The 18,913-nt window shown below is 64.7% G+C and carries 14 protein-coding genes; 6 read left to right on the top strand and 8 right to left on the bottom strand.

Annotated features, from left to right (window positions below; all coding sequences use genetic code 11):
- The 3 genes from PMM47T1_RS14420 (at nt 1) to PMM47T1_RS14430 (ending at nt 3,617) form a co-directional block, all read left to right on the top strand.
- Nucleotides 1-1,188, top strand: coding sequence for an efflux RND transporter periplasmic adaptor subunit (locus PMM47T1_RS14420; RefSeq protein WP_008370067.1), 1,188 nt, complete (start codon nt 1-3; stop codon nt 1,186-1,188).
- Nucleotides 1,181-2,602: an efflux transporter outer membrane subunit gene (locus PMM47T1_RS14425; protein ID WP_008370068.1), complete on the top strand. Its 1,422-nt coding sequence runs from the start codon at nt 1,181-1,183 to the stop codon at nt 2,600-2,602. The genes PMM47T1_RS14420 and PMM47T1_RS14425 overlap by 8 nt, the downstream gene beginning before the upstream one ends.
- Nucleotides 2,603-3,113: 511 nt before the next feature.
- Nucleotides 3,114-3,617: an MgtC/SapB family protein gene (locus PMM47T1_RS14430; protein ID WP_008370070.1), complete on the top strand. Its 504-nt coding sequence runs from the start codon at nt 3,114-3,116 to the stop codon at nt 3,615-3,617.
- Nucleotides 3,618-3,785: 168 nt separating this feature from the next.
- Here PMM47T1_RS14430 and PMM47T1_RS30115 read toward each other — a convergent pair whose 3' ends face one another.
- Nucleotides 3,786-3,947: a hypothetical protein gene (locus PMM47T1_RS30115; RefSeq protein ID WP_008370072.1), complete on the bottom strand. Its 162-nt coding sequence runs from the start codon at nt 3,945-3,947 to the stop codon at nt 3,786-3,788.
- Between the two features lie 188 nt (nt 3,948-4,135).
- On the opposite strand from PMM47T1_RS30115, the gene PMM47T1_RS14435 reads away from it, so the two are divergent.
- Genes PMM47T1_RS14435 through glgB form a run of 3 tightly spaced genes read left to right on the top strand, consistent with a single transcriptional unit; the run spans nt 4,136 to nt 11,709 of the window.
- Complete coding sequence (locus tag PMM47T1_RS14435) at nt 4,136-6,154, top strand: alpha-1,4-glucan--maltose-1-phosphate maltosyltransferase (protein WP_008370074.1); 2,019 nt, start codon at nt 4,136-4,138, stop codon at nt 6,152-6,154.
- A gap of 14 nt (nt 6,155-6,168) precedes the next feature.
- A complete protein-coding gene (gene treS / locus PMM47T1_RS14440) occupies nt 6,169-9,486 on the top strand; it encodes a maltose alpha-D-glucosyltransferase (RefSeq protein WP_008370077.1) in 3,318 nt (1,105 codons plus the stop codon).
- A gap of 3 nt (nt 9,487-9,489) precedes the next feature.
- Nucleotides 9,490-11,709 (top strand): 1,4-alpha-glucan branching protein GlgB, encoded by a 2,220-nt coding sequence (glgB, locus tag PMM47T1_RS14445; protein ID WP_008370079.1) that lies wholly within the window; start codon nt 9,490-9,492, stop codon nt 11,707-11,709.
- Between the two features lie 129 nt (nt 11,710-11,838).
- Here glgB and PMM47T1_RS14450 read toward each other — a convergent pair whose 3' ends face one another.
- From PMM47T1_RS14450 to PMM47T1_RS14480, 7 genes are all read right to left on the bottom strand, one after another.
- Nucleotides 11,839-12,546, bottom strand: a complete 708-nt coding sequence (locus PMM47T1_RS14450) for an autotransporter domain-containing protein (RefSeq protein WP_008370081.1) — start codon at nt 12,544-12,546, stop codon at nt 11,839-11,841.
- Nucleotides 12,547-12,847: 301 nt separating this feature from the next.
- Nucleotides 12,848-13,579 (bottom strand): endonuclease/exonuclease/phosphatase family protein, encoded by a 732-nt coding sequence (locus PMM47T1_RS14455; RefSeq protein ID WP_157213020.1) that lies wholly within the window; start codon nt 13,577-13,579, stop codon nt 12,848-12,850.
- A gap of 323 nt (nt 13,580-13,902) precedes the next feature.
- Nucleotides 13,903-14,502 (bottom strand): SAM-dependent methyltransferase, encoded by a 600-nt coding sequence (locus PMM47T1_RS14460; RefSeq protein ID WP_008370085.1) that lies wholly within the window; start codon nt 14,500-14,502, stop codon nt 13,903-13,905.
- A complete protein-coding gene (locus PMM47T1_RS14465) occupies nt 14,499-15,257 on the bottom strand; it encodes a PIG-L deacetylase family protein (protein WP_008370086.1) in 759 nt (252 codons plus the stop codon). Before PMM47T1_RS14465 ends, PMM47T1_RS14460 begins: the two co-directional genes overlap by 4 nt.
- The gene (locus PMM47T1_RS14470; protein ID WP_008370088.1) at nt 15,254-16,261 is read right to left on the bottom strand and encodes an acyl-CoA dehydrogenase family protein; all 1,008 of its coding nucleotides are present in this window, start codon (nt 16,259-16,261) and stop codon (nt 15,254-15,256) included. Before PMM47T1_RS14470 ends, PMM47T1_RS14465 begins: the two co-directional genes overlap by 4 nt.
- Nucleotides 16,258-18,417, bottom strand: a complete 2,160-nt coding sequence (gene glgX, locus PMM47T1_RS14475; protein ID WP_008370089.1) for a glycogen debranching protein GlgX — start codon at nt 18,415-18,417, stop codon at nt 16,258-16,260. Before glgX ends, PMM47T1_RS14470 begins: the two co-directional genes overlap by 4 nt.
- Nucleotides 18,418-18,562: 145 nt before the next feature.
- The gene (locus PMM47T1_RS14480) at nt 18,563-18,907 is read right to left on the bottom strand and encodes a DUF2934 domain-containing protein (protein ID WP_008370091.1); all 345 of its coding nucleotides are present in this window, start codon (nt 18,905-18,907) and stop codon (nt 18,563-18,565) included.
- Nucleotides 18,908-18,913 lie beyond the last annotated feature (6 nt).

Below are 18,913 nucleotides of genomic sequence, written 5' to 3' on the forward strand. Positions count from 1 at the left end.
ATGTCAGCGCACAGTTCCGGACGGCCACGGCGCGGCCGCCTGGCCCTTATCATCGGCGTGGTGCTGCTGATCCTCGTGGTGGTGGCCGGGGTCACCACCCGCGCCACCGAGTCGCGCAACCTCAAGACCTGGACCGATACCCAGGCCATGCCCACCGTGGTGCTGGTGGCGCCCAGCCGCCCGGACAAGGGCCCGGTCCTGAGCTTGCCAGGCCGGTTGGAGGCATGGTCGCGCGCGTCGATCTTCGCCCGGGTCAGCGGCTACCTGAAGTCCTGGACCGTGGACATTGGCGGCAGGGTCAAGGCCGGCCAACTACTGGCCGAGATAGATGCCCCTGAACTGGACCAGCAACTGCTGCAGGCCCGCGCGCAACTGGCCACCAGCCAGGCCAACGCGCAGCTGGCCGCCACCACCGCGCACCGCTGGCAAGTGATGCTGGCCTCCGACTCGGTGTCACGCCAGGACGTTGACCAGCGCGTGGGCGACCTGGCCGCCAAGCAGGCAGAAGTGGCCTCGGCCAAGGCCAACGTCGATCGCCTGGTGGCCACCAAAGGCTTCCAGCACCTGGTGGCGCCCTTCGACGGCGTGGTGACCGCGCGGGCTACCGATGTCGGTGCACTGATCAACGCCGGCAGCGGCGGTACCGGGCCGGAGCTGTTTGCGGTGTCGGACATCAGTCGCCTGCGCGTGTACGTGCAGGTGCCCCAGGCGTTCGCCGCGCAGGTACGCGAAGGTACCGGTGCCAGCCTCACGGTGCCGGAGTACCCCAAGGACAGTTTCTCGGCCAAGGTGGTCGCCCGCGCAGACTCCATCAACCCGGCCTCCGGCGCCACACTGGTGCAACTGATGGTCGACAACAAGGCCGCGCGGCTCATGCCAGGTGCCTTCGCCAACGTGCAGTTCAACCTGCCGACCCAGCCCGATGCGTTACGCCTGCCCGCCAGTGCCTTGCTGTTTGACGACAAAGGCCTGCGCGTGGCCACCCTGGATGGCAATGACAAGGTCAAGTTCAAGACCGTGACCATCGCCCGCGACTTTGGCGACAGCGTGGAGATCGGTTCGGGCCTGGCGCCCTCCGACCGGGTAATCGACACCCCACCCGATGGCCTGGCCGACGACGATGCGGTGAAAATCAGCCCGCCTTCGCAGGGCAACAACGCTGCGCCCCAGGGCAACAACCATGGTTAGGGCGCTGACACCCCTGGCCCTGGCCCTGCTGAGCGCCTGCTCACTGGCGCCTGCGTACCAGGTCCCGCCCATCGAGACGGCGGCCCAATACCGTAATGTCGGCCCATGGACGCCGGCGCAACCGGCTGACCAGATGAGCCGTGATGGTTGGTGGGCCATCTACCACGACAGCCGCCTGAACGCCTTGCAGCAACAACTGGCCGCCAACAACCCCGACCTCAGTGCCGCCCTGGCCCATTATGCCCAGGCCCAGGCTTATCTGGCCCAGGTGCGGTCCGACCTGTTTCCGCTGCTCAAGGGCTTCGCCAACCCGCAGCGCATTCGCCAGTCCGACACCCGGCCACTGCGCGCCACGGGTGGCCCCAGTGACTACAACTCGGTGACCGTTGGCGTGGAAGTGGACTACGAAGTGGACCTGTGGGGGCGGGTGCGCAACTCGGTCAATGCCGGCACCGATGAAGCCCAGGCCGCCGCCGCCGACCTGGCCTCGGCGCGCCTGAGCCTGCAAACGCAACTGACCGACAATTACATCCGCCTGCGTGGCCTGGACCAGCAGACCCAACTGCTGACCGCCACCACCGAGGCGTTCGGCAAGGCCCTGAGCCTGACCGAGGGCCTGCACGGTGGCGGCATTGTGTCCGGCCTGGATGTAGCGCGGGCGCGTACGCAGTTGTCGTCGGCCAAGTCGCAACTGTCGCAGAACCAGACCCAGCGAGCGCTGATGGAACACGCCATTGCCGCCCTGGTGGGGGCGCAACCGGCGCAGTTCAGCCTGCCCATGGACACCGCGCGCATCGAGTTGCCGGTGGTGCCCACCGGCGTGCCCTCGGCGTTGTTGCAACGGCGCCCAGACATCGCCGCCGCCGAACGCCGCGTGGCCGAGGCCAACGCCAAAATCGGCATCGCCCGTGCCGCCTATTTCCCCACCATCACCCTCAGCCCGCAAATCGGCTACCAGAGCGACCAGTACGCCGGCCTGCTGGCGGCGCCCAACCTGTTCTGGTCCATTGGCCCGTCGCTGGTGGCGACGTTGCTGGACGGCGGCAAGCGCAAGGCCGGCGTCGACGCCGCCCGCGCCGCCACCGACGAAGCCGCCGGCCACTACCGCAGCGTCGTGCTGGGCGCTTTCCAGCAAGTGGAAGACAACCTCACCCTGATCGCCGGCCTGGGCAACGCCCTGCAAGACCAGCGCGACGCCGCCAGCGCCGCCCACGACTCGGAAAGCCTGGCGCTGTCGCGGTACAAGGATGGCGCGGTGGGCTACCTGGACGTGGTGGAAGCGCAGACGGCTTCCCTGCAAGCCCAAAGCGGCGTGCTGGACCTGCAGACCCGCCAGCTCAGCGCCAACGTGCAATTGGTCAAGTCGCTGGGGGGCGGGTGGTCCACCGAGCAAAATGCCCAGGCCGAGCGCTGACGCTGAAGCCTTGCCGCGCGGTGTGTCAGACTCGCCGCCGCTGCGAACGTTGCAGCAATACCCAAACGCTTACACCCGCTACCCGCCATCTCCTCTGTTGCGCAGAAGGGCACAGGCCTAATCTAGCTACACAGGTGAAGCGCAGGAAGCGCTTCGACAGGATGCTGGAAGGCCATCAAAGAACCCGCGTCGGCGGTTTTTTCGAACGCAGAGCGCACCATACCGTCCTGGCTGTGCCGCGCGCTCAAGCTACAGGCTTGGCTCGCCAGCAAGCGCGCCGCATGGGCAACGTCATGACAATTGCAGCGTGTGCGCCTGCCCGTTTCAATCAATGGCCGCATGGCGAGTGATTCCGTTCAGGTGCGATGAATGGGGCAGGTTAGAAACCCGGGTAAGGCCGCGATAGCGGCCGTTTCTTTTTCTATTGTGGGAAAACTCCGGAGCTGGACGGGGTCGGCACTCTCCAGCACCGCCAGTGTCCATAGCTCATCCCCGAGCGAAGGACCGAGCCATGAACGCCTGGTGGCAAGAAGCCTGGACCACCCTGCAAGACGAATTCGCCGACATCACCGACGCTTCGCAACTCACCCGCGTGGCCGTGCGCCTGCTGATGGCGGCGGTGCTGGGCGCCATTCTCGGTTTCGAGCGTGAGCACAAGGGCAAGGCCGCCGGGGTGCGCACACACATGCTGGTGTCCCTGGGCGCGGCGCTGTTCGTGCTGGTACCGCAGATGGCCGGCGCCGATCCGGCAGCCATCAGCCGGGTGGTGCAGGGGCTGGTGGCCGGGATCGGGTTTCTGGGGGCGGGCACGATTCTCAAGGGCAATGCCCAGGACGCGCACCACGTGAAAGGCCTGACCACCGCCGCCGGGCTATGGATGACCGCGGCCATCGGCGTGGCGGCCGGCATGGGGCGCGAGGCAACGGCGGTGTTCAGCACCGTGCTGGCACTGCTAGTGCTGGGTGTGATGCCGTTGATTGTGGGGCGCTTGGAGCGCGACGGGGACAGCGACTGATGAATGCTCTGTAGCCGGGCACCTGTGGGCGCGGGCTCTGCCCGCTCCCACAGGAAGACAGTTGCGGTAAGAGCGGTTCGCACGCCGGCGCAAATATTTAATGACCCAGCAGTCACGCTTATTCCCGGCGCATCTATGCTCACTACGCACTATCGCGAATAAATCGATTCACAACTGCACCGGCGGCTCCTGGCTGGGCGGGTCGCCCACGGTGGGCGGCACGGTGGGTTTCACTGGCAGCTCGTCGGGGTCCACGTTCGGATCGGGCGGCGGCAGGGTCGGATCGTCAATGTTCGGGTCCGGTGTTTCGGCGGGGATAGGGATATTCATCAGGGTTCCTCGCAAAGGTGGGGACAGTCAGTGATCTGGACAGCAACCGACGGCCGATGATTCCCGAGCGTCAATTCTGATGAACTTTCACACCCCCCATGGCTCGGAACTTAAAGCAGGCGCCGGCACCTCTTTGTCGGTGTATCAGGTATTGGATGAGCGTCCTTGGGGCGTGAAGGAGATGCTCGATGACCGCGGATCAACCTTTCGAAACCGGCCAGGCGGCCGAACAGAGCAATGAACAGGCACTTAGCCTGTCCCAGGCGCTGTTATTGCCACGCATCGTGATCGAAGACGTGGCGCCTGCCATTGATGGCGGCCAGTTCGCGGTCAAGGCGGTGGTGGGCCAGAGCCTGACCGTGGACAGCAAGGTGTTCGCCGATGGCCACGACAAGCTGGCCGTGGTGCTGCGCTGGCGCGCGCTGGGCTCGGACAGCTGGCACAGCGTGGGCATGAAGGATCTGGGCAACGACGCCTGGCAGGGCCAGCTCAGTGTGAGCGAGGTAGGGCGCCATGTGTTCTGCATCGAAGCCTGGATCGACCAGTTCGCCACCTACCGTTACGAGCTGGAAAAGAAATACGCCGCTGGCGTGCCCATTGGCCTGGAGCTGGAAGAGGGCCGCTTGCACTTGGTGAACAGCGCCGAGAAAAGTGAAGAAAGCCTGCGCCGCCAGTTGCTGCACCTGCACGATGAGTTCAAGGCTCTGGATGCGGAGGGCCAGGTGGCGCTGCTGTTGCAGAAAGACACGGCGGCGCTGATGAACCTGGCCGACGCGCGCGCCTACCTGAGCAAGAGCGCGTTGTTTCCCGTGGAAGTGGAGCGCGAACGCGCGCAGTTCGCGAGTTGGTATGAGCTGTTCCCCCGCTCGATCACCGACGACCCCGCGCGCCATGGCACCTTCAATGACGTGCATGAACGCCTGCCGATGATCCGCGACATGGGCTTCGACGTGCTGTATTTCCCGCCCATCCACCCCATCGGTCGCAAGCATCGCAAGGGCCCGAACAATGCCCTCGAGGCTGGCCCCGACGACCCCGGCAGCCCCTATGCCATCGGCAGCGCCGACGGCGGCCACGACGCCATTCACCCGCAGTTGGGCAGCCGCGAAGACTTCCGCCGGCTGGTGGCGGCAGCGGCCGAGCATGGCCTGGAAATTGCCCTGGATTTCGCCATCCAGTGCTCCCAGGACCACCCCTGGCTGGTGGAGCACCCGGGCTGGTTCAGCTGGCGCCCGGACGGCACCATTCGCTACGCGGAAAACCCGCCGAAGAAATACCAGGATATCGTCAACGTCGACTTCTACGCCGCCGACGCCATCCCCAGCCTGTGGCTGGCCCTGCGCGACGTGGTGGTGGGCTGGGTGCAGGCCGGCGTGAAGATCTTCCGCGTCGACAACCCACACACCAAGCCACTGCCGTTCTGGCAATGGATGATCGAGGACGTGCGCCGCGACTACCCTGAGGTCATGTTCCTGGCCGAGGCGTTCACCAAGCCGGCCATGATGGCCAGGCTGGGCAAGGTCGGTTACTCCCAGAGCTATACCTATTTCACCTGGCGCAACACCAAGGCCGAGCTGACCGAGTATTTCACCCAGCTCAACCAGCCGCCGTGGTCGCACTGCTACCGCCCTAATTTCTTCGTCAATACACCGGACATCAACCCCTTTTTCCTGCATGAGTCGGGGCGCGCGGGCTTTCTGATCCGCGCCGCGCTGGCCACCATGGGCTCGGGACTGTGGGGCATGTATTCGGGCTTCGAGCTGTGCGAAGCGGCGCCCATTCCGGGCAAGGAAGAATACCTGGACTCGGAGAAGTATCAGATCCGTACCCGGGACTTCACTGCGCCCGGCAACATCATTGCCGAGATTGCCCAGCTCAATCGCATCCGCCGGCAGAACCCGGCGTTGCAGACCCACCTGGGCCTGGCCATGTTCCAGTGCTGGAACGACAACATCCTCTACTTTGGCAAGCGCACCGCCGACCGCAAGAACTTCATCTTGGTGGCGGTCAGCCTTGACCCGTACAACGTCCAGGAGGCGAACTTCGAGCTGCCCTTGTGGGAACTGGGCCTGGACGACAACGCCGCCACCACCGGTGAGGACCTGATGACCGGCCACACCTGGACCTGGTACGGCAAGGCCCAGTGGATGCGCATCGACCCTGGCTACCAACCGTTCGGCATCTGGCGCATCAGCGCAGCGCTCTGAAAAGGACCTGACCCATGGCGAAGAAACCTCGCAGCGCCGCGTTTATCAAAGACCCCCTGTGGTACAAGGACGCGGTGATCTACCAGGTGCACGTGAAGTCGTTCTTCGACTCCAACAACGACGGTATCGGTGACTTTCCCGGCCTGATCGACAAGCTCGACTACATTGCCGAGCTGGGCGTGAATACCATCTGGCTGCTGCCGTTCTACCCGTCACCGCGCCGCGATGACGGCTACGACATTGCCGAGTACAAGGCTGTGAGCCCTGACTACGGGACCATGGCCGACGTGCGCCGCTTCATCACCGAGGCGCACCAGCGTGGCCTGCGGGTGATCACCGAGCTGGTCATCAACCACACCTCCGACCAGCACCCCTGGTTTCAGCGTGCGCGCCGCGCCAAACCCGGCTCAAGGGCGCGGGACTTCTACGTGTGGTCCGATACCGACCAGAAGTACGACGGCACGCGGATCATCTTCCTCGATACCGAAAAGTCTAACTGGACCTGGGACCCGGTGGCCGGCCAGTACTTCTGGCACCGCTTCTACTCCCACCAGCCGGACCTCAACTTCGACAACCCGCAGGTGATGAAGGCGGTGCTGGGGGTGATGCGCTACTGGCTGGACATGGGCATCGACGGCCTGCGCCTGGACGCCATCCCCTACCTGATAGAGCGCGACGGCACCAACAACGAGAACTTGCCCGAGACCCACCAGGTGCTCAAGCAGATCCGCGCCGAGATCGACGCCAACTACCCCGACCGCATGCTGTTGGCCGAAGCCAACCAGTGGCCAGAGGACACCCAGCTGTACTTTGGCGACACCCATGGTGATGATGGCGACGAATGCCACATGGCTTTTCACTTCCCGTTGATGCCGCGCATGTACATGGCCGTGGCCCAGGAAGACCGCTTTCCGATCACCGACATTCTGCGCCAGACCCCGGAAATTCCCGCGAATTGCCAGTGGGCGATTTTCCTGCGCAACCACGATGAGCTGACGCTGGAGATGGTCACCGACCGCGAGCGCGACTACCTGTGGAACTACTACGCGGCCGACCGTCGCGCGCGCATCAACCTGGGCATTCGTCGGCGCCTGGCGCCGCTGCTGGAGCGTGACCGTCGGCGTATTGAACTGCTCAACAGCCTGCTGCTGTCCATGCCGGGCACGCCCACCCTGTACTACGGCGACGAGATCGGCATGGGGGACAACATCTACCTGGGCGACCGCGACGGTGTGCGCACGCCCATGCAGTGGTCCATCGACCGTAACGGAGGCTTCTCCCGCGCCGACCCGGCCAGCCTGGTGCTTCCGCCGATCATGGACCCGCTGTACGGCTACTTGTCGGTGAACGTGGAAACCCAGTCCAACGACCCGCACTCGCTGCTCAACTGGACACGCCGGCTGCTGGCCGTGCGCAAGCAACAGAAAGCCTTCGGCCGCGGCACACTGAAGATGCTGTCGCCCAGCAACCGGCGCATCCTGGCGTACATCCGAGAGTACACCGCAGCCGATGGCAAGACCGAGCTGGTGCTGTGCGTGGCCAACGTGTCGCGCGCCGCCCAGGCCGCCGAACTGGACCTGTCCCAGTACGCCGGCATGGTGCCGGTGGAAATGCTGGGGGGCAGTGCCTTCCCGCCCATTGGCCAACTGAACTTTTTGCTCACGCTGCCACCCTATGGATTCTATTGGTTCCTGTTGGCCACCGAAGCGCAGATGCCCAGCTGGCACGTGGAACCGGCGCAGCCGCTGCCCGATTTCCTCACCCTGGTGCTGAAAAAACGTATGGAAGAGCTACTGGAAGAACCGTCGCGCAGCAGCCTTGAGAACAGCGCGCTGCTGCAATACTTGCCCAAACGCCGCTGGTTCGCCGGCAAGGATAGCGCCATCGATCAGGTTCGCATTGCCTACGGCGTGCGCTTCGGCACGCCCACCAGCCCTGTTTTGCTCAGCGAGATTGAAGTGCGCAGCGGTGGGCAGGTCAGTCGCTACCAGTTTCCCTTTGGCCTGCTGGGCGAGGACCAGCAAACCGGTGCTTTGCCGCATCAATTGGCGCTGTCGCGGGTGCGGCGCAATCGACAGGTGGGCCTGATCACCGACGCCTTCGTGCTGGAGAGCTTCATCCGCGCCGTGGTGCAGGGCCTCAAGGCCAACACCGTGCTCACCTGCGAAGAAGGCGAGATACGCTTTGTGCCCACGCCGCAGCTTGCGCGCCTGAACCTGAGCGCCGAGCCCGAGGTGCGCTACTTGTCGGCCGAACAGTCCAACAGTTCGGTGGTGATTGGCGGCAGCATGGTGCTGAAGATGATTCGCAAGGTCAGCGGCGGCGTGCACCCGGAACTGGAAATGGGCGCCTACCTGACCGCGGCCGGCTTCGCCAACATATCGCCGTTGCTGGGCTCGGTGAGCCGGGTCGACGGCCAGGGCTTGCCGCACCTGTTGATGATAGCCCAGGGCTACCTGAACAATCAGGGCGACGCCTGGGCCTGGACCCAGAACAACCTGGAACGCGCCATCCGCGACGAGTTGGAGCTGGGGCGTTCCGAGCAGGAACAGCATTACAACGCGTTGGGCGAACTGGCTGATTTTGCCGGCCTGCTGGGCCAGCGCCTGGGCGAAATGCACCAGGTGCTGGCGGCGCCCACCGACAATCCCGACTTCAAGGCCAGCCCCAGCAGCAAAAAAGAAGGCCAGGCGTGGAGCCAGAGCATCAGTGCGCAATTGGAACGCGCCCTGCAATTGCTGGAACAGCATTATGAGCATCTGGCCGACGAGGATCGCGGCCTGGTGGACGACCTGCTCGAACAGCGCTCGTCGTTGTTGACGCATATCGACCACCTCAGTAAGCAGGCGGTGGGTGGCCTGGTGATGCGCGTGCATGGTGACCTGCACCTGGGCCAGGTGCTGGTGGTGCAGGGCGACGCCTATTTGATCGACTTTGAAGGTGAGCCGGCGCGGCCACTGGAAGAGCGGCGGGGCAAGTACAGCCCCTACAAGGACGTCAGTGGCGTGTTGCGTTCCTTCGACTACGCTGCCGCGATGGCGGTGCGCAACGCTCAGGGTGTGGACGACTCGCCTGAGGCCGACCAGGCCCGTGAACGGATCGGCCGGCGTTACCTGCACGAGGCCCGCCACGCCTTTATCGAAGCCTACGGGCTGGCCACAGCCAGTCTCGCCCACGCTTGGCAGCACGCCGATGGCGAGCGTGCGGCACTGGAGCTGTTCAGCCTGGAGAAGGCCTGCTACGAAATCGCATACGAAGCCGAAAATCGCCCGAGCTGGCTGGCCGTGCCTTTGCATGGGCTATTCGGGTTACTGAGTACCAGGGGAGAGTAGTCAATGAACGCGCACAAGGAACAGGGCAAGGTCGGGGCTTTTCCGCCCAAGGCGGACATCGAGGCGCTGATCCGTGCCGACCACCGCGACCCGTTCGCGGTACTGGGCCCGCACCCGGACGGTGCAGGCGGCCAATACATTCGTGCCTACCTGCCAAATGCCCTCAACGTGCAAGTGCTCGACAAGGACAGCCAGGACGTTCGCGGCACGCTGGAACAGGGCGAGGTGCCCGGTCTTTTCGTGGGGCAGTTCGCCGACCAGCGCCCGTACCTGCTGAAGGTGCAGTGGGCGGGTGGCGAGCAGGTCAGCGAAGACCCCTACAGCTATGGCGAGCTGCTCGGCGAAATGGACCTGTACCTGTTTGCCGAAGGCAACCACCGCGACTTGAGTGGCGCCCTGGGCGCGCAATGCGTGACCGTCGACGGTGTGCAGGGCGTACGCTTTGCGGTGTGGGCGCCCAATGCGCGACGGGTATCGGTGGTGGGCGACTTTAACATTTGGGACGGTCGTCGCCACCCTATGCGCCTGCGCCACCCTTCGGGGGTATGGGAGATCTTCGTGCCGCGCCTGCAGCCGGGCGAAACCTACAAGTACGAAGTGCTCGGCCATGAGGGCGTGCTGCCGCTCAAGGCCGACCCAGTGGCGCTGCGTACCGAATTGCCGCCGTCCACCGCGTCGAAAGTCGCCAGCCCGCTGAGTCATTCATGGGGCGACGAGGCCTGGATGCAGGCCCGCGGCGAACATCACGGCATCAACAAACCGTTGTCGATCTATGAGCTGCACGCTGGTTCCTGGCAGTGCGAGGTGAGCGAAGAGGGCGAGGTGCGCAACTACAACTGGCATGAACTGGCTGAGCGCCTGGTGCCTTATGTGCAGCAGTTGGGCTTCACCCACATCGAGCTGATGCCGATCATGGAACACCCCTTTGGTGGCTCGTGGGGTTACCAGCCGTTGTCGCAGTTCGCGCCATCGGCACGCTACGGCTCGCCTGATGACTTCGCCGCCTTTATCGACGCCTGCCACAAGGGCGGCATCGGCGTGATTCTCGACTGGGTGCCGGCGCATTTCCCTACCGATACCCACGGCCTGGCGCGCTTCGATGGCACGGCATTGTACGAGTACGACAACCCGCTGGAAGGCTTTCACCAGGACTGGGACACGCTGATTTACAACCTGGGCCGCACCGAAGTGCATGGCTTCATGCTGGCCTCGGCCCTGCATTGGCTCAAGCACTTCCACATCGACGGCTTGCGCGTGGATGCGGTGGCGTCGATGCTGTACCGGGATTATTCGCGCAAGGCCGGCGAATGGATTCCCAACCGCTACGGCGGTCGCGAGAACCTGGAAGCCATCGATTTCCTTCGTCACCTCAACGACGTGGTGGCACTGGAGGCGCCTGGCGCCCTGGTGATTGCCGAGGAGTCCACGGCCTGGCCTGGCGTGAGTCAACCTACCCAGCAGGGCGGCTTGGGGTTTGCCTACAAGTGGAACATGGGCTGGATGCACGACACCCTGCATTACATCCAGAACGACCCGATCCACCGTACCCATCACCACAACGAAATGAGCTTCGGGCTAATCTACGCCTACTCCGAGCATTTCATTCTGCCCATTTCCCATGATGAGGTGGTGCACGGCAAGCATTCGCTGATCGACAAGATGCCTGGCGACCGCTGGCAGAAGTTCGCCAACCTGCGTGCCTACCTGACGTTCATGTGGGCGCACCCGGGCAAGAAACTGCTGTTCATGGGCTGTGAGTTCGGCCAGTGGCGCGAGTGGAACCACGACAGTGAGCTGGACTGGTACCTGCTCAAGTACACCGAGCACTTGGGTGTGCAAAAGCTGGTGAGTGACCTGAATGCGGTGTACCGCAACTACCCGGCGTTGCACGAACAGGACTGCCAGCCCCAGGGCTTCCAGTGGCTGATCGGCGACGACGCGGCCAATAGCGTGTTTGCCTGGTTGCGCTGGAGCAAGTCGGGCGAGCCGTTGCTGGTGGTGGCCAACTTCACCCCGGTGCCGCGCGAGGGGTATCGCATTGGCGTGCCGTTTGCCGAACGCTGGGAGGAAGTGCTTAACAGCGATGCCGAGATCTACGCCGGGTCCAACTACGGCAACGGGGGTGGCGTGCCTACCGAGGAAGTGCAAAGCCATGGCCAGCCGTTGTCGCTGTCGCTGAACCTGCCGCCGCTGGCGGTGCTCATTCTGCGTCCTCAGGCGTAAGGTTCTGGTGGGCGCGCTGCGCGCGCCTCGCAGCTTGTCGGCAGCTCCTGGCGGGTGGCGCAATGTTCCGCGAGCTGCCGCCAGGCTGCGAAGGCGTGCGCGGCGCTTCCAGGATCACACACGCTACGGCTACCACAGCATCTTCACGCCCAGGTCGCCGATCAGGCCGTTGAGATCGTTCTGGTCACTGGGGCTGCTGTAGTCGGCGGTGACGAACAGGCTCACCGTGGGCGTCATGCGCGCCACCAGGCCCAGGCCCACTTCGATGGTGGATGAATTGCGGCTGCTGGTGATCTTGTCCACCGGCGCCAAGGCGATGGCGCTATCGTTGCTGAAGCTGTAGGTCAGGCTGGTGCGCAGGAAAGGCTCCAGCGGCGTGCCGGCCAACTCGTAATGTCCCGCCAGCCGCGCGCCCACCCGGCCGCTCCAGCTTGGCTCACTGTCCTGGCTGAGCAGGCGCGGCCCTTGGCCGGCCGTCCCGGGCAGCAACCGTTGGTTGATCAGTTGCGCCTGCGGCTCGAACGACCAGTTCTCACCCAGCACGATCGCCACCGTCCCGCCCAGGGCCACGGCCATGGAGCGGGCGTTGTCCGGGCGCCCGCTGTCCTGCACCTGGGAGCTGACACTCCAGGCTACGCCGAGGCTGCGGGCGAATAGGATGAATTGGTCATTATTGCTGGCCGGGTTGGACGCCCCGGTACTGGTGTAGGCGCGGTTGCTCATGTCCAGCGGGCCGAGCGGGTCATCCATCCCTTCGGCGGCCACCGCGCGGGTGGGCACAGCCAGCAGCAGCGAGGTGCAGGCAGCGTAGAAGAAACAGTACTGGGCAGTGTTCATGGCGTGGCTCCCGTGTTGTAGACCTGGCAAGGAGTGCGCCGTGTGCGTCGCAGCGAGGGCGGCCGAAGCCAGCGGCCCAGGCATGGCAAAGGCGCTGAAAGGCGCGAGCCAGAGGCTTGGGTCGGTGTTTTTTGTTGTGTTGTGTTACTTGTAGCTAAGGAGAGCCAGTGCTCGGCGTCAAGAATACGTAGCCTGACAACGACCGTGTTAACGGCGTCCGCAAGTGATTGAAAGAATACCGCAATCGCGTTTTTAAGCAGTCAAGTCTCTATGCCGGCATCGGGCTATTCCAAAACAATCGCTACAGGTGCACTTCCACCGTGAGTGGCAAGTGGTCGGAGAGGTGGGTCCAGGGTTTGTTGCCCAGGATGGTGGGGGCGTGGCTGGTGGCATTGCGCAGGTACACCCGGTCCAGACGCAATAGCGGGAAGCGTGCCGGGTAAGTGCGGGCCAACGCGCCGTGGTGGTGTTCAAATGCCTCGTGCAGGTCGCGGGCGCTGGTCAGGGTGGTGTTGCCGCGCAGTTTCCAGTCGTTGAAGTCGCCGGCAATGATCACCGGGGCATCGTCGGCCAGGGAATCGAGCAATTGCCGCAATAGGGCCAATTGCTGCTGGCGATGGCTTTCCAGCAGCGACAAGTGCACGCAGATGGCGTGCACCTCGTCATGCCCCGGCACCTGCAACACGCAATGCAGCAGCCCGCGGCGCTCGGGGCCGGTGATTGACACATCGAGGTTGCGGTAGCGCAATATCGGGTACTTGGACAGCAACGCATTGCCATGGTGACCGTCGGGGTACACCGCGTTGCGCCCGTAGGCGTAATCGCTCCACATGCTGTCGGCCAGAAACTCATACTGCGAGGTCTGCGGCCAGTTGTGGTGGCGTTCGGCATGGCCGTCGTGTTCGCCCAGTACTTCCTGCAGAAATACCAGGTCAGCGCCGGTGGCACGCACCGCCTCGCGCAGCTCGGGCAGGATGAAACGGCGGTTGAAGGCAGTAAAGCCCTTGTGCGTATTGACGGTCAGGATGCGCATGCGATGCACCGCCAGTGGGTGCTCCGGAGGGTGGCTGCGGCTGGCCTGGCCGGTGGGGTCGGGGGTCACGATCACTCCTTGAAACGGTAGGGCTTATTGGTTCGGACTGGTGGCGTACCCGCTCGGTTCCCCTGGGGGGCTAGATCTACTGCGCCGCTGCTACGCACCCGGAGCTGCTGGGCGGCCATCCGCCGCCCGGCTGCGAAGGCCCGCGATCGACATGACGCCGCCGAAGATCCTGCAGACCTTTCGCAGCCAGGCGGCAGCACCAGCAGCGGCTACAAAAATACCTGTGTGGCAACTGCCGAAGGTACAGCTATTGTTCACCGCAGGCCTTCGTGTTCGGCGACCGACAGCGGGTCGCGGCTCCAGAGGTCCAGGACGAAATCTTTTTCGCGGTGCTGCAACAGCGACGCCATACCCAACTCGTCAGTCAACTTCTGATGCACGGCTTCGCCATCCAGGGTGCAGCCCTCGATGGGCGCACGCCAATGGCAGGCCAGTAATTGGCCGTCAAGGGTGAGGCTTTGCCGGCAGGCGCGGATCAGGGTGCTGAGCTCGCCTTGGTCCAGGTAGTAACACAGCTCATTGAGCACAATCAGGTCGAAACGCTGTGCCGGCCATTGGGCCGGCAGGCGCCATTGCTCGACCTGGACATGGGGTGAGTCGGCCAGTTGCTGGCGGGTAAGCGCCACGGCGCGCTCCGCGGTGTCGCAGCACAACAGGCGGTCGCAGCGCGCGGCCAGCACTGCGCTGGTGGCACCGTTGGCGCAACCGGGCTCGAAAATGCTTGGGTAGTGAGCACGGGGCAGGCAGGCCAGCAACAGCGCGCGCTTGCGCTGTTCGTACCAGCGACGGTGCATGGCCCAGGGGTCGTCGCTGCCCTGGAACATCTGCTCGAATACGGCATTATCAACGCTCACAGGAACACCACTTCGAACGGTTGCAGCAGGCGCTCCATGACATCCGGCGGCAATACCGGCGCCAGGCCGGCCTTGGCGTCGCCTTCCAGTTGGCTGGTAAACGCCAACACGGCATCACGCTTGCGCGCCAGCATGGCCGGGCTCAGGGTGATCTTGCGCGCGCGTTGCCACGGCACGCGCGGATCCTGGGGGCTTGCCCAGTGCCAGGTCCAGATCGGCAGTTCGTGCACGCAGGCGCCCACGGCCTCGGCGGCAGCGCGGCTGGCGTGGCCCACGGCGTCATGGTCGCAGTGGCCGTCTTCGCTCCAGGTGGCGAACACTACGTCAGTGGGCTGCAGGTGGGCCTGCAGAAAGGCTTGCAACTGGGCCTGGGCCGCCGGCACCTGGCTGTCGGCCAGACCCACGCGCAGCCATTCCATGCGGGTCGGGTCAGCGGCCAGGCGGCGCAACGCTTCGGCGCTTTCACGCGGCCGTTCGCTGCGCAGTCGGCTCACCGGCCAGCGCCGCGAACCGGGATGGCTGGCGGTGCCGTCGGTCACGGAAATCAGCAGCAGTGGCCGGCCCAAGGCAACCAGGTGCTGCAACAGGCCGCCGCAGCCCAGCACCTCATCATCCGGGTGTGGGGCTACAATCACCGCTCGCGCACCGGTGGGCACCAGGTGGTCAACGGCAATGTGCGGCAGGCGGGCCAGCAGCGGGCATGCCTGCCAGGCTTGGAGCGAGGTGCCATTGCCGACAATCGGATTGGCTTTCACAGGTTCCACTCACTGGGCAGGGCATGCCGGGCCACGTCGCCCAGGGCCGCCAAGTCACGCTCGGCATGGCTTTGGCGCAGGAACACCGGCAGGTCGGCGGCCAGTTGGGCGAAGTGCGCGTCCTTGCAATACGGGCCGGCGCCCAGAGCGTGGCCGACGTGGCTGAGCACCTGCTCGCAGGTGTTTTCGACCACAGCACGCACCCGGCGGGCCAGGGCCTGGCAGTCGCCGCCGGGATTCAGGTCAAGGGTGGCAGCCGCTTGCTGCAATACCGCCCGCGACGCTGCCAGGGTGGCGTCAACGGCGCCCAGGTGAGCCAGCGCATGGGGCTCGTCGTGCAACAGGCAATGGCCGTGCAGGCGCTGCGCCACTTGTTGCGCGGCGCCGTACCAGCAGGCGGCGATGCCCATGCCGCCCTGCCAGAAGCCGGGGCGCGACAAATAGCTGCCCGACCCGCCCACGGCGGTGCCCTCCGCCTGTTCGAACACCACCTCGACACTGGCCGTTACGCCCATACCTACAGCGCTCCAGCCCTGGTCCGTGACAGTCACGCCGGGTTGGCGCAGGTCCACGGCCACCAGTTGCTGTTGGCCCTGTTCATCCCAGGCGGTCAGCAACGCGTGGCTGAGCTGGCTGGCCCCCGAGCACCAGGCCTTGCGCCCGTCCAGCCAGCAGGCGCCCTGATCCTGGCGCACACTGACGCGCGCGCTGGGCGGTTCAGCCGCCCACATGCCCCACGTGCTGTCGGCGGGCGGACGCACGGCGGCCAACTCGGCCATGATGGCCAAGGCGTCGGTATGCCCTTCGTAGAGCTTGCACAACCCCAGGTCATGGCCGCCCACCACTGCCAGTGCCCGCCAGCGCTCCAGCGTGCGGCCGCTGCCGGGCAAGGGCAGGTGGTCCAGGTCATCGGCCACCAGTGCCTGCAAGGCCGCATGCACAGCGGCCAGGTCCGGGTAGCCGGCAGCCGGACGCTTGAGCGTGGCGGCCAACACCCGGTTCATTCCTCCACTTCCCGGTGCAGTTCGAATAGCAGCAGCGAGCGGCCGGTGACCAGGAAGTCACTGCCGAAGGGCAGTTGTTCGCGGTCGCGCAGCTCGGGGCGGTTGGTGTCGATCAGGCAGGTCCAGTATTCGCCCTCGGGCACTTCGGGCAGCACGAAGTTGACCACGTCGTGGTGCGCGTTGACGATCAGCAGCAAGGTGGCGTCGGCCCCCGGCTTGCGAATGCCGCTGGGCTGCGCGCGGCCGTCCAGCAGCATGCCCAGGCAGCGGCCGTGGCCGTCGTGCCACTGCTCGGTGGTCATTTCGCTGGCATTGGGCGCCAGCCAGGTGACGTCCTTGACGCCGATGTCCTCGTTGTAGGTACCCACCAGGAACCGGTTGCGACGCAGGATGGGGTACGACATGCGCAGGCGGATCAGCCGGCGCACGAAGCGCAACAGGCCCTTGCCGTCCTCGTCCAGGTCCCAGTTCACCCAGCCGATTTCGCTGTCCTGGCAGTAGGCGTTGTTGTTGCCGTTCTGAGTGCGCGCGAATTCGTCACCGGCGACAATCATCGGCGTACCCTGGGAGAACAGCAGGGTGGCCATGAAGTTACGCATCTGCCGCAGGCGCAGTTCGACGATCTCGCGGTCATCGGTGGGGCCTTCGACACCGTGGTTCCAGGACAGGTTGTTGTTGCTGCCGTCCTGGTTGTTTTCGTCGTTGTCCTCGTTGTGCTTGTCGTTGTAGGACACCAGGTCCCTGAGGGTGAAACCGTCATGGGCGGTGATGAAGTTCACCGAGGTGTAAGGGCGACGACCGCGCTGGTTGAACAGCTCACCGGAGCCGGTCAGGCGCCCGGCGAAATCGGCCAGTTGGCCGTCGTCACCCTTCCAGAACGCCCGCGTGGTGTCGCGGAAACGGTCGTTCCATTCCGCCCAGCCGGGGGCGAAACCTCCGACCTGGTAGCCGCCGGGACCGCAGTCCCAGGGCTCGGCAATCAGCTTGACCTGGCGCAGCACCGGGTCCTGGCGGCAGGCCACGAGGAAGCTGTGACGCTCGTCGAAGCCCTCGTGGTAGCGACCCAGGATGGTGGCCAGGTCGAAGCGAAACCCGTCCACGTGCATTTCAGTGGCCCAATAGCGCAGCGAATCGGTGACCATTTGCAGCACGCAGGGGTGGCTCAGGTCCAGTGTGTTGCCGGTGCCCGAATCGTTGATGTAGAAGCGTTTGTTATCGGGCATCAGCCGGTAATAGCTGGCGTTGTCGATGCCGCGCATGGACAGCGTGGGGCCTTGCTCGTTGCCTTCGGCGGTATGGTTGTAGACCACGTCCAGAATCACTTCCAGGCCGGCGTCGTGCAGGTGCGCCACCATCTCCTTGAACTCGGCGATTTTGCCGTTGGCCAGATAGCGCGGGTGGGGGGCGAAAAAAGTGATGCTGTTGTAGCCCCAATAATTGTTCAGGCCCTTTTGCAACAGGTGCTGGTCGTTGACGAAGCCATGAATGGGCAGCAGTTCGATGGACGTCACACCCAGTTTGCGGATGTGCTCCACCACGTCCGGCACCATCAGCCCGGCGAAGGTGCCGCGTACGTCCTCCGGCACCGAGGGGTGGCGCATGCTGATGCCGCGCACGTGGGTTTCATAGAAGATGGTCTTGTCCCACGGCACGTTGACGCGCTGATCTCGGCCCCAAGTGTAGGCGGGGTCGATGACCCGGCACTTGGGCACGAAGGGGGCGCTGTCGCGCTCATCGAAACTGAGGTCGCCGTCCTTGTGGCCGATGGTGTAGCCGAACAGTGATTCGGACCATTTCAACTGGCCGACCATCTGCTTGGCGTAGGGGTCGATCAGCAGTTTGTTGTGGTTGAAGCGGTGGCCGTTTTCCGGGTCATACGGGCCATACACGCGATAGCCGTAGGTGAGGCCTGGGTGGGCGTCGGGCAAGTAGCCGTGAAAGATTTCGTCGGTGTACTCCGGCAGCTCGATGCGCTCAAGTTCGGTTTCGCCGCTGGAGTCGAACAGGCACAGCTCGACCTTGGTGGCGTTGGCGGAAAACAGTGCAAAGTTGACCCCCAAACCGTCCCAGGTGGCGCCGAGCGGGAAGGGCAAGCCTTCGCGAATGCGCGATGGATCGGTACCGGGGGCGGGGGTGAATTTCTTTTGGCGGGTCATGAAGAGTTCCTTGCACTGCTAAATCAGGGCGAAAACGGTCCGTCCCGGCGTAGGCAGCCGGTAATGGGGGCGTTGGAGTGTCGAACGCACGGTCCCCCCTGACAGCGCAATGCACGCTGTCAGGCGGCCGGGAGCGTCACGGCGGTCAGCTGGCCGCAGGTTTCTTTGCGCTTGGGCGCGGCGGCTTTTTCTCGGCGGCAGGCTTGGGCGCGGTGGCCACCTTGGGCTTTGGAGCTGCGGCCGCGGCCGGCTTGGGTGGCGCAGACTTGGCGACCGGCGCAGGTTTTTCCTTGGTGGGAAGGGGGGCCGTGCTGGCGCCTTTCGGTTTGGCGGCGGCCTTGGCCTTGCCCGGCTTGCTGGGGGCCAGCGCCTCGGCTTCGGCGAGCTTGCGGGCCATCTCCCAATGGCGGTCCTCATGCCCTTCCGGTTTGCCCTCCGATTCCCAGATCTGGTAGGCGAATTCGCGTATACGTTTGTCGTCGGCACTCATTTCAAC

This window comes from Pseudomonas sp. M47T1 (assembly GCF_000263855.1).
Lineage (GTDB): Bacteria > Pseudomonadota > Gammaproteobacteria > Pseudomonadales > Pseudomonadaceae > Aquipseudomonas.

Excerpts from the sequence above, each read along its gene's own strand:
- PMM47T1_RS14420 (WP_008370067.1), top strand. The coding sequence starts at position 1 with ATGTCAGCGCACAGTTCCGGACGGCCACGGCGCGGCCGCCTGGCCCTT.
- PMM47T1_RS14425 (WP_008370068.1), top strand. The coding sequence starts at position 1,181 with ATGGTTAGGGCGCTGACACCCCTGGCCCTGGCCCTGCTGAGCGCCTGC.
- PMM47T1_RS14430 (WP_008370070.1), top strand. The coding sequence starts at position 3,114 with ATGAACGCCTGGTGGCAAGAAGCCTGGACCACCCTGCAAGACGAATTC.
- PMM47T1_RS30115 (WP_008370072.1), bottom strand. The coding sequence starts at position 3,947 with ATGAATATCCCTATCCCCGCCGAAACACCGGACCCGAACATTGACGAT.
- PMM47T1_RS14435 (WP_008370074.1), top strand. The coding sequence starts at position 4,136 with ATGACCGCGGATCAACCTTTCGAAACCGGCCAGGCGGCCGAACAGAGC.
- treS (WP_008370077.1), top strand. The coding sequence starts at position 6,169 with ATGGCGAAGAAACCTCGCAGCGCCGCGTTTATCAAAGACCCCCTGTGG.
- glgB (WP_008370079.1), top strand. The coding sequence starts at position 9,490 with ATGAACGCGCACAAGGAACAGGGCAAGGTCGGGGCTTTTCCGCCCAAG.
- PMM47T1_RS14450 (WP_008370081.1), bottom strand. The coding sequence starts at position 12,546 with ATGAACACTGCCCAGTACTGTTTCTTCTACGCTGCCTGCACCTCGCTG.
- PMM47T1_RS14455 (WP_157213020.1), bottom strand. The coding sequence starts at position 13,579 with ATGCGCATCCTGACCGTCAATACGCACAAGGGCTTTACTGCCTTCAAC.
- PMM47T1_RS14470 (WP_008370088.1), bottom strand. The coding sequence starts at position 16,261 with ATGAACCGGGTGTTGGCCGCCACGCTCAAGCGTCCGGCTGCCGGCTAC.
- glgX (WP_008370089.1), bottom strand. The coding sequence starts at position 18,417 with ATGACCCGCCAAAAGAAATTCACCCCCGCCCCCGGTACCGATCCATCG.
- PMM47T1_RS14480 (WP_008370091.1), bottom strand. The coding sequence starts at position 18,907 with ATGAGTGCCGACGACAAACGTATACGCGAATTCGCCTACCAGATCTGG.